A 13,253-nucleotide genomic window follows, 5' to 3' on the forward strand; every position below is an offset into this window, starting at 1 on the left:
TGTCCATGCCCGAGACGGCGCGGGTGCTGGGCCCGCGCGACGACGTGACGCTGGTGGAGCGCGCCGACGCGGCGCTGCAGGGCGCGGACGCGCTGCTGATCGTGACGGAGTGGAAGGAGTTCCGCACACCGGACTTCGACGCGATCAAAGCGGCGCTGAAGCAGCCGGTGGTGCTGGACGGTCGCAACCTGTACGACCCGGCGCTGATGAAGACGCTGGGCATCGAGTACCGCGGCATTGGCCGCGGGCTGTCGGTTTAAGCGCAACTGCTGGCCTGCAGCTTGCTTGCTGCGGGCTGTGTTGAATTCAAGAGAGAGGGAGAGACTGATGACCAAGGCAATGATCCTGGCAGCGGGCCAGGGCACGCGTGTGCGGCCGCTGACCAAGCACACCCCCAAGCCGATGGTGCCCATCCTGGGCAAGCCGGTGATGGAGTACCTGGTGGAGCACCTGGCTCGCCACGACGTGAAGCAGATCATGGTCAACGTGGCCTTCATGCACTGGAAGATCGAGAACTACTTCGGCGCGGGCCGGCGCTGGGGCGTGGAGCTGGGCTACTCGTACGAGGGCGTGCGCGAGCAGGGCGAGGTGGTGTGCAAGCCGGTGGGTTCGGCCGGCGGCATGCGCAAGATCCAGGACTTCGGCGGTTTCTTCGACGAGACCTTCATCGTGATCTGCGGTGACGCCGTCATCGACCTGGACATCACGGCCGCCGTGGCCGAGCACAAGGCCAAGGGCGCGATTGCCAGCGTGGTGACGCTGGACGTGCCGCGCGAGCAGACCAAGAACTACGGCATCGTGGTGGCTGATGCGGACGGGCGTGTCACGTCCTTCCAGGAGAAGCCCAAGCCGGAAGAGGCCAGGAGCACGCTGGCGTCCACGGGCATCTACATCTTTGAGCCGGCGGTGCTGGACCTGATCCCGCCGGGCGTGGAGTTCGACATCGGCAGCCAGCTGTTCCCGCTGCTGGTGGAGAAGGGCCTGCCGTTTTTTGCGCAGAGCCGGCCGTTCAACTGGATCGACATTGGCCGGGTGACGGATTACTGGTCGGTCACGCAGCAGGTGATGGCCGGTGGCGTGGCGCAGATGGACATCCCGGGCCGCGAGGTGCGCCCGCAGGTGTGGGTGGGGCTGAACACGTCGGTGGACTGGGACAAGGTGCAGATCGAAGGGCCGGTGTACATCGGCTCCAACGTGCGCATCGAGCCGGGCGCCCGCGTGGTGGGCCCGACGTGGATCGGCCACGGCTCGCACCTGCGCAGCGGCGCGGTGGTGGAGCGGTCGGTGCTGATCGAGCACACGCGCATCGGCGAAGGCCAGGCGGTGCGCGAGATGATCATCTCGCCGCAGTACTGCGTGGACCGCAGCGGGCACACGACCTATGTGGGCGACGAGCTGACGCCGCTGCGCTGGGGCGACGCCAGGGCTTGACGGGTTGAGGCCTGATTTGCTGGCGTTGGGCGGGTGATGTCCCGCCCAACGGCATGGGTTCGGTTGTCGGGCGGGTCATGACCCGCCGCTCGGTGGCCACATGCCTACCGGGCCGGCGGGTTGCAACCCACCCTACGGGGTTGGCGGCGGGCGGGTGATGCCCCGCCGTTCGATGGCCACATGCCAACCGGGCCGGCGGGTTGCGACCCGCCCGGTGGCGTTGGCGGCGGGCGGGTGATGCCCCGCCGTTCGGTGGCCACATGCCGCCCGGGCCGGCGGGTTGCAACCCGCCCGTTGGCGTTGGCGGCGGGCGGGTGATGCCCCGCCGCACGGTGGCCACATGCCACCGGGCCGGCGGGTCGCGACCCGCCCTACGGGGTTGGCGGCGGGCGGGTGATGCCCCGCCGTTCGATAGCCACATGCCGCCCGAGCCGGCGGGTTGCGACCCACCCGTTGGGGTTGGCGGCGGGCGGGTGATGCCCCGCCGTTCGATGGCCACATGCCGCCCGAGCCGGCGGGTTGCAACCCACGCCGTTGGGGTTGGCGGCGGGCGGGTGATGCCCCGCCGTTCGATGGCCACATGCCAACCGGGCCGGCGGGTCGCGACCCGCCCTACGGGGTTGGCGTAGGGCGGGTCATGACCCGCCGCACGGTGGCCACATGCCGCCCGGGCCGGCGGGTTGCAACCCACCCGTTGGCGTTGGCGGCGGGCGGGTGATGCCCCGCCGTTCGATGGCCACATGCCGCCCGAGCCGTCTGCATCGCGATAGGCGATATTCGGTGCTTATCGCCCATGGCGATATTGTGCGAATATCGGCTTTGGCGATATGCCTGCCGCACTGCCTCCGCCCATGAATCAAGTCCTCTCCGTTCCCAGCCAGGTCGGTCTTGTCCTTCGAGCCGCGCGCAAGAGCGCCAAGCTCAGCCAGAAGCAGCTGGCCGCGAAACTTGGCCTGAGCCAGAACCGCGTGTCAGAGCTGGAGACCGACCCGGGCTGCATGCGGGTGGACCAGCTCTTTGCGGTCATGTCCGTGCTGGGCATGGAGCTGCAGGTGCAGGCTCGGGGCGGCCTGCCAGCGGCTGATGGCGAGGGGCATGTGGACGTGCCGCCCGTTGGCAAGGTGGAGTGGTAGGCGTGGGACGTCCGACACACGCCAGGGCGCTATCTGTCTGGGCCAACGGCGAACGGGTGGGCACCTGGACCATCCCTGCCCGGGGCGACATGGCTTTCGCCTACGACCCGGGCTGGATGGCCTCAGACGCCGGTCGACCGCTGTCGCTGTCCATGCCCTTCACGGGCGGGCAAGCCTTGCGAGGCGCCGTGGTCAACCACTACTTCGACAACCTGCTGCCGGACAGCGAGTCCATCCGAAGGCGCTTGGCCACCCGCTTCAAAACTGACACGCTGGAAGCGTTTGACCTGCTCGCGGCCATCGGGCGTGATTGCGTGGGCGCCGTTCAACTGCTCGGCGCCGACGAGTCGCCGGTCAACGTCACAACCCTCGAGGGCGCGTCGCTCAGCGATGCTGAGGTGGAGGCGCTGCTGCTGGCGGCCGCGGGGGCAGGCGAGCACGTGGGCGGCGAAGATGACGACTTTCGAATCTCGCTTGCGGGCGCGCAAGAGAAGACGGCGTTGTTGTGGCATGACGGCCAGTGGAAGCGTCCTCGCGGCTCCACGCCCACCACGCACATCCTGAAGCTGCCCATCGGGCTGGTGGGAGCGCGCAAGGCGGACTTCGGCACGTCGGTGGAGAACGAGTGGCTCTGCATGGAGCTGATGCGAGAGCTCGGGCTGCCGACGGCCAAGACCGAGATGCTTCAGTTCGGTGGGCAGAAGGTTCTCAGCGTCGAGCGATTCGACCGGCAGATGCATTCCTCAGGCTCCTGGCTGCTGCGCCTTCCCCAGGAAGATTTCTGCCAAGTCAGTGGCATGGCGCCTCACCGCAAGTACGAAGCCGATGGCGGGCCCGGCATCGCAGACATCGCCGGTGTTCTTGCGGGTTCCGTGAACGCGCAAGCCGACCTCACGAACTTTCTCAAGGCGCAGCTGCTGTTCTGGATGTTGGCCGCCCCAGACGGTCACGCCAAGAACTTCAGTCTGCGCATCTTGCCGCGCGGCCGCTACGCGCTCACACCGCTCTACGACGTGATGTCCATCTGGCCTGTTGAAGGAAATGGCGCAAGCCAGTTCTCCTGGCACCGGGCCAAGCTCGCGATGGCGCTGCAGAGCAAGAATCGGCACTACCACTTCAAGGACATCCAGCGTCGCCACTTCAACGCGACGGCTGCCAAGTTCTTCCAGCGAGAAAGTGCGGAGGACGTGATCGAAGAGGTGCTGAAGGACCTTGAGCGAGCGATCACGGCCGTCACGGCCCGACTGCCGGCCGGCTACCCGGAGGCGGTCGCGACTTCCATTTTTGCGGGCCTGCGGCGCACGGCCACATTGCTTGCCAGCGCAGGGGCCTGAGAGGTTGAGAGTCTTTCACCCATGCCCGCCTTGCACGCCAAAACGCCCTCGCCCGTCGTTGCAAATGCTCGCCATAGCCCGAGCTATGGCTGCGCTTTGCGCCTAGTTCGAGGGCGTTTTGACGCGCCTTTCTGGCACGGCCGAAGAACTCTCAACCTCTGAGCCGTGGGGGCCCAGCATGGGCGGGTCAAGACCCGCCGTTTGGTGGCCACATGCCAACCGAGCCGGCGGGTCGCGACCCGCCCTACGGCATGGTTCGGTTGTACGGCGGGTCATGCCATGCCCCGCCGTCCGATGACCGCATGCCGACCCGCCCTACGGCATGGGTCCGGTGTAGGGCGGGTCATGACCCGCCGTTCGATGGCCACATGCCGACCGAGCCGGCGGGTCGCAACCCACCCGTTGGCGTTGGCGTAGGGCGGGTCATGACCCGCCGCTCGGTGGCCACATGCCAACCGGGCCGGCGGGTCGCGACCCGCCCTACGGGGTTGTCAATCGAAGGTCTTGGCGTCGGCCAGCAGTGGCGCAGCTACATCCTTGGCCGACAGCTGCGGCGTGATGCCGTCCAGCGGCCATTGAATGCCGATGGCGGGATCGTCCCAACGCACGGCGCCCTCGCACTCGGGGGCGTAGCGGCCGCTGGTCTTGTAGAGGAAGTCGGCGGTCTCGCTGATGACGACGAAGCCGTGTGCAAAGCCCGGCGGAATCCACAGCTGGCGGTGGTTGTCTGCCGTCAGCTCCACGCCCACCCAGCGGCCGAAGTTGGGGCTGGAGCGGCGCACGTCCACCGCCACGTCGAACACCGCGCCCGAGGTGCAGCGCACCAGCTTGCCCTGGGGGTGCGGGTCGAGCTGGTAGTGCAGGCCGCGCAGCACGCCGCGTGAGGAGCGGGAGTGGTTGTCCTGCACGAAATGCACGTCGTGGCCGAGGGCTGCGTTGAAGCGCGCTTCGTTCCAGCTTTCGGTGAAGAAGCCGCGGGCATCGCCGAAGACCTTGGGCTCGACGATGCAGACCTCGGGCAGGGCTGTGGGGGTGACTTGCAGCAGGTTCATCAGCGGGTAGGGCGGGTCATGACCCGCCGATTGTTGGCCGCATGCCGACCGGGCTGGCGGGTCGCGACCCGCCCTACGGCGTGGGTTGTAGGGCGGGTCATGACCCGCCGTTGGGTGGCGCCATGCCTGCCGCCGCTGGCGGTGCACGACGGCCTCATGCTCAGAACGCCTTCTCGACCAGCAGCTTCTGCAGGTACTGGCCGTAGCCGTTCTTGGCCAGCGGCTTGGCCAGCACTTCCAGCTGGGCGGCGTCGATCCAGCCCGAGCGGAACGCGATTTCCTCGGGGCAGGCCACCTTCAGGCCCTGGCGCTTTTCCAGCGTGGCGATGAACTGGCCGGCTTCCATCAGGCTGTCGTGCGTGCCGGTGTCCAGCCAGGCATAGCCCCGGCCCATGATCTCGACGTTGAGCTGGCCGCGCTTCAGGTACTCGGCATTGACGTCGGTGATCTCCAGCTCGCCCCGCGGGCTGGGCTTGATGGCGGCGGCGATGTCGCACACCTGCTCGTCGTAGAAGTACAGGCCCGTGACGGCGTAGTTGCTCTTGGGGGCCTTGGGCTTTTCTTCGATGGACAGCGCGCGCTTGTCGGCATCGAACTCGACGACGCCGTAGCGCTCGGGGTCGTGCACGTGGTAGGCGAAGACGCTGGCGCCGGTGCCCTGGCTGGTGGCGTTGCTCAGCAGGCCGGCGAAGTCGTGGCCGTAGAAGATGTTGTCGCCCAGCACCAGTGCGCTGGGGGCGCCGTCGACGAAGTCGCGGCCCAGGATGAAGGCCTGGGCCAGGCCGTCCGGGCTGGGCTGCACGCAGTAGCTGATGTTCAGGCCCCAGCGGGCGCCGTCACCCAGCAGCGCCTCGAAGCGCGGCGTGTCCTGCGGCGTGCTGATGATGAGGATGTCGCGGATGCCCGCCAGCATCAGCGTGCTGAGCGGGTAATAGATCATGGGCTTGTCGTAGACCGGCAGCAGCTGCTTGCTGATGGCCAGCGTGGCCGGGTGCAGCCGGGTGCCGGAGCCCCCGGCGAGGATGATGCCTTTGCGGTTTTTCATGGATGCACTCCCTGCGGTTCCAGATCAGAGGATTTCAGTGAGCATGCGCTGCACGCCCTGTTGCCAGTGCGGCAGTTGCAGGCCGAAGCGCTGCTGCAGCTTGGCGGTGGACAGGCGCGAGTTCAGCGGGCGCGCGGCCGGCGTGGGGTAGTCGCTGGTGGGGATGGGCAGGACCTGGTCCGGCGCGACCTTGATGATCTTGCCCTGCGTGCGTGCGAACTCGATGACGAAGCGGGCGTACTCGTGCCAGCTGGCCTCGCCGCCGGCCACGGCGTGGTAGGTGCCCGAGAGGGCCGGGTTCACGCGCGCGGCGCGCAGCATGTGCACGCTGAGGTCGGCCAGCAGGTCGGCGCCGGTGGGGGCGCCGATCTGGTCGGCGATGACCTTGAGCTGATCGCGCTCGGCGGCCAGGCGCAGCATGGTCTTGGCGAAGTTGCCGCCGCGCGCGGCGTAGACCCAGCTGGTGCGCAGGATGAGGTGCTGGCAGCCGCTGGCGCGGATGGCTTCCTCGCCCTCGACCTTGGTGTGGCCGTAGACGCTGAGCGGCGCCGTGGGGGCGTCTTCGTCGCGGGCGTGCTGGCCGCTGCCGTCGAACACGTAGTCGGTGGAGTAGTGCAGCAGCAGCGCGCCCAGGCGCCTGGCCTCGATGGCCAGCAGCGCGGGCGTGGTGGTGTTGATCTGGCGGGCGAGCTCGGGCTCGCTCTCGGCCTTGTCGACGGCGGTGTGGGCGGCGGCGTTGACGATCACCTGCGGCTCGATGGCCTGCACGCGCGCCAGCAGAGCATCGGGCTGCGTGAAGTCGCCACCGTCACCGTGGCCCAGCGCCACCACCTCGCCAGCCACGGCCAGCGAGCGTTGCAGCTCCCAGCCGACCTGGCCGCTCTTGCCGAGCAAAAGAATCTTCATCGTGTCAGTCGTGGGGGTTCGGGGCTGTAGGGCGGGTCGCGACCCGCCGCCGAGGAGGCGGGTGTCTTGCCGACAAACGGCGGGTCATGACCCGCCCTACGCGGCGTATTGCTTGGAGACCCAATCCTTGTAGGCGCCGCTCTGCACGCGGGCGACCCACTCGGGGTGGTCGAGGTACCACTGCACCGTCTTGCGGATGCCGGTCTCGAAGGTCTCGGCCGGGCGCCAGCCCAGCTCGCGCTCGATCTTGCGCGCGTCGATGGCGTAGCGGCGGTCGTGGCCCGGGCGGTCCTTCACGTAGGTGATCAGGCGGGCGTAGGGGCCTTCGGCCGAGGGGCGCAGTTCGTCCAGCAGCGCGCACACCGTCTTGACGATGTCGATGTTGGCCTTCTCGTTCCAGCCGCCGATGTTGTAGGTCTCGCCCAGCGTGCCGCCGGCCAGCACGGCGCGGATGCCGCTGCAGTGGTCGGTGACGTACAGCCAGTCGCGGATCTGCTGGCCGTCGCCGTACACGGGCAGCGGCTTGCCGGCCAGCGCGTTGACGATCATCAGCGGGATCAGCTTCTCGGGGAAGTGATAGGGGCCGTAGTTGTTGGAGCAGTTGGTGGTGACCACCGGCAGGCCGTAGGTGTGGTGCCAGGCGCGCACGAGGTGGTCGCTGGCGGCCTTGCTGGCGCTGTAGGGGCTGTTGGGCTCGTAGGCGTTGGTCTCGGCGAAGGGCGGGTCGCTGGGCTTGAGCGAGCCGTAGACCTCGTCGGTGGAGACGTGGTGGAAGCGGAAGGCGGCCTTGGCCTCGCCTTCCAGCGCGCCCCAGTACGCACGCGCGGCTTCCAGCAGCGTGAAGGTGCCGTCGACGTTGGTGCGCATGAAGGCGCCGGGGCCGCTGATGGAGCGGTCGACGTGGCTTTCTGCTGCGAAGTGCACGATGGCGCGGGGCTGGTGCGTCGCCAGCAGGCTGTCGATGAGGGCGCGGTCGCAGATGTCGCCCTTGACGAAGGTGTGGCGCGCGTCGCCGTCCAGGCTGCTGAGGTTTTCGAGGTTGCCGGCGTAGGTCAGCACGTCGAGGTTGACGACGGGTTCGTCGGACTGGCGCAGCCAGTCGAGCACGAAGTTGCTGCCGATGAAGCCGGCACCGCCGGTGACGAGGATGGTCATGTCAGGCCCTGCCGTAGGTGTCTTCAAAACGGACGATGTCGTCCTCGCCCAGATAGGAGCCGGACTGGACTTCGATGATTTCCAGCGGCACCTTGCCCGGGTTGGCCAGGCGGTGGGTCTGGCCCAGCGGGATGTAGGTGGACTGGTTCTCGGTCAGCAGGATGGTCTTGTCACCGTTGACGATCTCGGCGGTGCCGCTGACGACGATCCAGTGCTCGGCGCGGTGGTGGTGCATCTGCAGGCTCAGCGAGGCGCCGGGCTTGACCATGATGCGCTTGACCTGGTGGCGCGGGCCGTTGTCGATGCTGTCGTACCAGCCCCAGGGGCGGTGCACCTTGCGGTGCAGCGATTGCTCGCCGCGCTGCTCGGCGCCCAGGCGGTTGACGATCTGCTTGACCTCCTGGCTGCGGGCGCGGTCGCTGACCAGCACGGCGTCGGCCGTCTCGACGACGACGATGTCCTTCAGGCCCACGACGCCCACCAGGCGGCTGGTGGCGTGCACCAGCGTGTTCTGGCTGTCGGCGATCAGCGCGTCGCCGACGAAGGCGTTGCCGGCCTCGTCCTTTTCGGCGACTTGCCAGACGGCTTCCCAGGCGCCGAGGTCGTTCCAGCCGGCGTCCAGCGCGACCATGCGCAGCGGGATGTCCGTGCCAGGGCAACGCTCCATGACGGCGTAGTCGACGGACTCGCTGGGCACGGCGGCGAACTCGGCCTTGCCCGGGCGCACGAACTTGCCGTCGGTCTTGCGCGCCGCCCAGGCCGCACGGGTGGCTTCGGCGATGTCGGGGCGGAAGCGCTCCAGCGCGGTCATCCAGACGCTGGCGCGCAGCACGAACATGCCGCTGTTCCAGTAATAGCCGCCTTCGGCGAGGTACTTCTCGGCGGTGGCGAGGTCGGGCTTCTCAACGAACTGCGCCACAGCCAGGCCGCCGGTGTCGGCGGTGGTGCGGATGTAGCCGTAGCCGGTCTCGGGCCGGTCAGGCGTGATGCCGAGGATGGTGATGGCGCCTTCGGCGGCGATGCGCACGGCCTGCTGCAGCGCGGCCGTGAAGGCGGCGCCGTCGGTGACGGTCTGGTCGGCCGGGGTGACGACGAGCACGGGGTCCTGCCCGCCTTCCAGCGCGGCGAGTGCCGCCAGCGTCAGCGCCGGGGCGGTGTTGCGGCCCAGCGGCTCCAGCAGCACGCTGCCGGGCTCCTGGCGGGTTTCGCGCAGTTGGTCCAGTACGAGGAAGCGATGCTCGTCATTGCCGACGATGCAGGGCGGGGCCAGTTCAAGGTCCGGCGCGGCCAGTGCCGCCAGCCGGCGCGCGGCCAGCTGGAACAGGCTCTCGTTGCCCGACAGCACGAGGAATTGCTTGGGATAGCCGGCGCGCGACAGCGGCCACAGCCGGGTGCCGGAGCCGCCGGCCATGATGACGGGCAGAACGGGGGTCTTGGAGGTCGACATGTTGAGTTCTCGGATCAGTTGAAGCCCTGGGGGTTGTCGTGCTGCCAGCGCCAGCTGTCGGCACACATGCGAGCCAGGTCCAGCTTGGCCTCCCAGCCAAGCAACTCGCGAGCCAGTGCCGGGTCGGCCCAGCAGGCCGCCACGTCGCCGGGGCGACGCGCGACGATCTCGTAGGGCACCGGGCGGCCGCTGGCGGCCTCGTAGGCGCGCACCAGGTCCAGCACGCTGTAGCCCTGGCCGGTGCCGAGGTTGACGGTCAGCGAGCCGGGCTGGCCCAGCAGCCGGCGCAGTGCGGCGACATGGCCCTCGGCCAGGTCGGTGACGTGGATGTAGTCGCGCACGCCGGTGCCGTCGGGCGTGGGGTAGTCGTTGCCGAACACCGACAGCGCCGCGCGCCGGCCCACGGCCACCTGGGCCACGTAGGGCATCAGGTTGTTGGGCGTGCCGCGCGGGTCTTCGCCGATGCGGCCGCTTTCATGCGCGCCGACGGGGTTGAAGTAGCGCAGGCTGGCGGTCTGCCAGGCCGGCTCGGCCGCGCCCAGGTCGCGCAGGATCTGCTCGCCCATCAGCTTTGTGGCGCCGTAGGGGTTGGTGGCGGAGGTCGGTGCGTCCTCGCGCAGTGGCAGTTGGTCCGGCGAGCCGTACACGGTGGCGCTGGAGCTGAACACGATGCGCATGCAGCCGTGGCGCTTCATGACGTCGCAGGTGTTGACCAGGCCGCCGATGTTGTTGCGGTAGTAGGCCAGCGGCTGGCTGACCGACTCACCCACGGCCTTGAAGGCCGCGAAGTGCACGACGGCGGCCGGGCGGTGGCGCGCGAAGACGGCGTCCATCTGCGCGGGGTCGCAGACGTCGGCCTGCTCGAACTCGATGGCGGCCGGCGCCAGCTCGGCCAGGCGCTCCAGCACGCGCGGCGAGCTGTTGGCGAAGTTGTCCACGCCGACGACACGGTAGCCCGCCGCCTGCAGGGCCAGCCAGGTGTGCGAGGCGATGTAGCCGGCGGCGCCGGTGAGCAGGACGGTCGTCATGGGGTGGAGTCAGTAGAAGATGGCCTGGCCGGTGCAGCCGTAGCTGTTGGCGCTGAAGATGTATTCCGCCACGCTGCTGTCGCGCGCGACATGGTCTGCCTGGCAGCTCAGGTTGAAGCTGCGCGAGAAAGCCCAGCGCAGGCCGAGGTTGTAGGCCTTGGTGTCGTCCAGCGTGTCGACGATGGCAGCGCCCGAATCGCTGCTGCGCCGCGAGCTGTTGTTGCTGGCCCGGGCGCTGAGGCTGAGCTTGGCGGTCAGCGCGTAGCTGCCGCCGAGCTGCCAGCTGGTGTAGACGCGGTTCAGGTCACCGGTGCGGACGGTGCTCTCCTGGCCGGTATCGCGCGCGTACTGCAGGTTGAGCTGCAGCTTGGCCGTGGGTTGCCAGGCCAGGCCCACGGAGCCGGTGGTGCCGCTGAAATCGCGCAGCTGGTCCAGGCTGTTGCTGGTCTTGCTGCGGCTGATGCGGGTGTTCAGGCTGCTGCGGCCGCCGAGCGCCCAGCGGGTCGTGAAATCGATGTCGTCGCGCGTGTAGTCGTTGCGCGCGGTGACGGCCACGGGCCGCAGCGTGGTCGGATCCAGCGCGAACTGGCCGGTCGGGTAATGCGGGTTGTGGCCCTTGGTGCGCCGCCCCACCAGGCCCAGCCGCACGTTGCCGGCCGGCGTCGCGTAGGCGCCCAGCGAGCCGGCGTTCTGGCGGTAGACGTAGCGGCTGTATTCCTCGGCGCTGAAGTCGCGCTGGCGCTGCGTGAGGCCGGCCTCCAGCGAGTAGCGCGTGCCGACGCCCAGGCGGGCCAGGGCCTGGTATTCGTCGTTGCTCTCGATGTTCTTCTTGAAGATCTGCGTCGTGCCGTCGCCGCGGTTGAAGTCGGCCATGGAGCGGTCGGACTTGGCGCTCAGCGTGCCCGACAGGTTGCCCACGGTCTCCCAGTTCAGTGCGCCGCGCAGGCTGTGCGAGCGGTAGTTCAGCTCGCGGTTGTCGCTGTAGCGGTTGTTTTGCAGCGCGCCGTCCAGCGTCAGGTGCTGGCGGCCCAGCCGCGTGTCGAGGCCGCCCAGCAGGCCGGCGCTCATCACCGTGTCGCTGTTGGGGGCGTTGGCCTGGCGGTAGACATTGGACAGGTGCGACACGCCCAGCGAGCCGCCCGCGTAGAACGGGACGGCGTCGTCGGTCTGGGCATGGGCGCCCGGCAGCGCGGCCGCCAGGGCTGCTGCGAGGACGAGGCGGGCCGGGCGTGCCCGGCGCAGGGCGCGAAGAGGTTCAGTAGGCATGTCGATCAAACACCACCAGCCGCACGGTGCGCAGGATGATCTGCAGGTCCAGTGCCAGCGACCAGTTGCGCAGGTATTCCAGGTCGTATTCGACGCGGGCCACCATCTTGTCGATGGTGTCGGTCTCGCCCCGCAGCCCGTTCACCTGGGCCCAGCCGGTGATGCCCGGCTTGACCTTGTGGCGCACCATGTAGGCCTTGATGAGCTTGCGGTATTCCTCGTTGTGGGCCACGGCGTGCGGGCGCGGGCCCACGATGCTCATGCGGCCCTGCAACACGTTGATGAACTGCGGCAGTTCGTCCAGCGAGGTCTTGCGGATGAAGGCGCCGAATCGCGTGATGCGGGAGTCGCCCTTGGTGGCCTGCTTGACGACGGCGCCGTTGTCCTGCGTGCGCATGGAGCGGAACTTGTAGACGATGATTTCCTCGCCATCCAGGCCGTTGCGGCGCTGTTTGAAGATGACGGGCCCGGGCGAACTGAGCTTCACGCCAATGGCCAGCGCCAGCAGGATGGGCGAGATCAGCACCAGGATGACGGACGCCAGCAGGATGTCGCTGATGCGCTTGACCAGCCGGTTGGTGCCGGTGAACGGGGTTTCGCAGATGCCGACGACGGGCACGCCGTTCATGTCCTGCAGCCGGCCCTGGATGATGCTGATGCCGAACACGTCGGGCACGAAGAACAGCGAGGCCGTGGTGCCCTGCACCTGCTCCAGCAGCTCCACGATGCGTGGCTGCGAGCCCAGCGGCAGCGTGATGTAGACCTCGCGCACGCCTTTCTCGCGGACGAATTCGCTGAGCCGGTTCAGCGGCCCCAGCAGCTCGCCGCCGGCGTCGGGGTGCAGGCGATCGCGGTTGCGGTCGTCAAAGTAGCCCAGGCAGACAACGCCCTGCGAGTCACGCAGCGCCCGCGCCACCTTGTGGCCCAGCGGGCCCGCACCGACGATGACGGCGGTGCGCCGCGCGGACGGGTCGCTGCCGCGCCAGCGCTGCACGCGCCGGCCGACCTCGATGGCGACGATCTGCAAGGGCGGCGTGAGCGCCGCCCACCAGGCCAGCACCTCGGTCTCGAAGTAATGCAGGCTGTTGGTCGCGTAGCCGCACAGCAGCAGGATGCCCAGCAGCACCAGCCACGACGACACCACATCCACGATGGCGCTGGCCGGGTGGTCGTTGAAGCGGTTGCGGCCCGGGAAGGTCAGCGCGAACACCAGCAGACACAGCGTGAGGGTGGGGCGCAGCACCGGCTCGTCGAAGTGGCCGTTCACGAGCAGGAACGTCAACACGATGATGCCCGGCTCAAGAAAGGCGGCCACCAGCGACTCAACCGATTGCGGGGCGCTGTAGAACGTTCTCTTGTAGCTTCTGTCCTCGAACATCGTGTTCCGGTGTTGGTCTGACGTGACTAGGGGCTTGCAAAAAGCGATCCGGGATTCTCCCCTAACAATTTTGACAAC

General features: G+C 68.5%; 12 protein-coding genes. 4 read left to right on the plus strand and 8 right to left on the minus strand.

The window, feature by feature from the left end; genetic code table 11:
* From ACG0Z3_RS21000 to ACG0Z3_RS21015, 4 genes are all read left to right on the plus strand, one after another.
* Positions 1-260: UDP binding domain-containing protein (locus ACG0Z3_RS21000; RefSeq protein ID WP_394401400.1), on the plus strand; the 260-nt coding region annotated here is incomplete at its 5' end.
* A gap of 67 nt (positions 261-327) precedes the next feature.
* Complete coding sequence (locus tag ACG0Z3_RS21005) at positions 328-1,431, plus strand: nucleotidyltransferase family protein (RefSeq protein ID WP_394401403.1); 1,104 nt, start codon at positions 328-330, stop codon at positions 1,429-1,431.
* Positions 1,432-2,282: 851 nt separating this feature from the next.
* Positions 2,283-2,564: a helix-turn-helix domain-containing protein gene (locus tag ACG0Z3_RS21010; protein ID WP_394401406.1), complete on the plus strand. Its 282-nt coding sequence runs from the start codon at positions 2,283-2,285 to the stop codon at positions 2,562-2,564.
* 2 nt (positions 2,565-2,566) lie between these two features.
* Positions 2,567-3,898 (plus strand): type II toxin-antitoxin system HipA family toxin, encoded by a 1,332-nt coding sequence (locus ACG0Z3_RS21015; RefSeq protein ID WP_394401409.1) that lies wholly within the window; start codon positions 2,567-2,569, stop codon positions 3,896-3,898.
* A 491-nt stretch (positions 3,899-4,389) separates the two neighbouring features.
* Here ACG0Z3_RS21015 and rfbC read toward each other — a convergent pair whose 3' ends face one another.
* From rfbC to ACG0Z3_RS21055, 8 genes are all read right to left on the minus strand, one after another.
* On the minus strand, positions 4,390-4,941 hold the full coding sequence (gene rfbC, locus ACG0Z3_RS21020; RefSeq protein WP_394401535.1) for a dTDP-4-dehydrorhamnose 3,5-epimerase: 552 nt from the start codon (positions 4,939-4,941) through the stop codon (positions 4,390-4,392).
* Between the two features lie 169 nt (positions 4,942-5,110).
* Positions 5,111-5,995 (minus strand): glucose-1-phosphate thymidylyltransferase RfbA, encoded by an 885-nt coding sequence (gene rfbA, locus ACG0Z3_RS21025; protein WP_394401412.1) that lies wholly within the window; start codon positions 5,993-5,995, stop codon positions 5,111-5,113.
* Positions 5,996-6,019: 24 nt separating this feature from the next.
* Positions 6,020-6,901, minus strand: a complete 882-nt coding sequence (rfbD, locus tag ACG0Z3_RS21030; RefSeq protein ID WP_394401414.1) for a dTDP-4-dehydrorhamnose reductase — start codon at positions 6,899-6,901, stop codon at positions 6,020-6,022.
* 96 nt (positions 6,902-6,997) lie between these two features.
* Positions 6,998-8,056, minus strand: a complete 1,059-nt coding sequence (rfbB, locus tag ACG0Z3_RS21035; protein WP_394401416.1) for a dTDP-glucose 4,6-dehydratase — start codon at positions 8,054-8,056, stop codon at positions 6,998-7,000.
* A gap of 1 nt (position 8,057) precedes the next feature.
* Positions 8,058-9,503, minus strand: a complete 1,446-nt coding sequence (locus ACG0Z3_RS21040) for a mannose-1-phosphate guanylyltransferase/mannose-6-phosphate isomerase (protein ID WP_394401418.1) — start codon at positions 9,501-9,503, stop codon at positions 8,058-8,060.
* 14 nt (positions 9,504-9,517) lie between these two features.
* Positions 9,518-10,531 carry a UDP-glucose 4-epimerase GalE gene (gene galE, locus ACG0Z3_RS21045; RefSeq protein ID WP_394401421.1) on the minus strand — a complete coding sequence of 338 codons (1,014 nt, stop codon included), beginning with the start codon at positions 10,529-10,531 and terminating at the stop codon, positions 9,518-9,520.
* Positions 10,532-10,540: 9 nt separating this feature from the next.
* On the minus strand, positions 10,541-11,797 hold the full coding sequence (locus ACG0Z3_RS21050) for a hypothetical protein (protein WP_394401424.1): 1,257 nt from the start codon (positions 11,795-11,797) through the stop codon (positions 10,541-10,543).
* Entirely contained in the window at positions 11,787-13,175 is a 1,389-nt protein-coding gene (locus ACG0Z3_RS21055) for an undecaprenyl-phosphate glucose phosphotransferase (protein ID WP_394401427.1), read from the minus strand. The genes ACG0Z3_RS21050 and ACG0Z3_RS21055 overlap by 11 nt, the downstream gene beginning before the upstream one ends.
* Positions 13,176-13,253 lie beyond the last annotated feature (78 nt).

It is taken from the genome of Pelomonas margarita (genome assembly GCF_043555875.1).
Taxonomy (GTDB): domain Bacteria; phylum Pseudomonadota; class Gammaproteobacteria; order Burkholderiales; family Burkholderiaceae_C; genus Pelomonas; species Pelomonas margarita.

What these genes read in the sequence shown, in the direction of transcription:
- ACG0Z3_RS21005 (WP_394401403.1), top strand. Translation starts at nt 328, where the DNA reads ATGACCAAGGCAATGATCCTGGCAGCGGGCCAGGGCACGCGTGTGCGG.
- ACG0Z3_RS21010 (WP_394401406.1), top strand. Translation starts at nt 2,283, where the DNA reads ATGAATCAAGTCCTCTCCGTTCCCAGCCAGGTCGGTCTTGTCCTTCGA.
- rfbA (WP_394401412.1), bottom strand. Translation starts at nt 5,995, where the DNA reads ATGAAAAACCGCAAAGGCATCATCCTCGCCGGGGGCTCCGGCACCCGG.
- rfbD (WP_394401414.1), bottom strand. Translation starts at nt 6,901, where the DNA reads ATGAAGATTCTTTTGCTCGGCAAGAGCGGCCAGGTCGGCTGGGAGCTG.
- rfbB (WP_394401416.1), bottom strand. Translation starts at nt 8,056, where the DNA reads ATGACCATCCTCGTCACCGGCGGTGCCGGCTTCATCGGCAGCAACTTC.
- ACG0Z3_RS21040 (WP_394401418.1), bottom strand. Translation starts at nt 9,503, where the DNA reads ATGTCGACCTCCAAGACCCCCGTTCTGCCCGTCATCATGGCCGGCGGC.
- galE (WP_394401421.1), bottom strand. Translation starts at nt 10,531, where the DNA reads ATGACGACCGTCCTGCTCACCGGCGCCGCCGGCTACATCGCCTCGCAC.
- ACG0Z3_RS21050 (WP_394401424.1), bottom strand. Translation starts at nt 11,797, where the DNA reads ATGCCTACTGAACCTCTTCGCGCCCTGCGCCGGGCACGCCCGGCCCGC.
- ACG0Z3_RS21055 (WP_394401427.1), bottom strand. Translation starts at nt 13,175, where the DNA reads ATGTTCGAGGACAGAAGCTACAAGAGAACGTTCTACAGCGCCCCGCAA.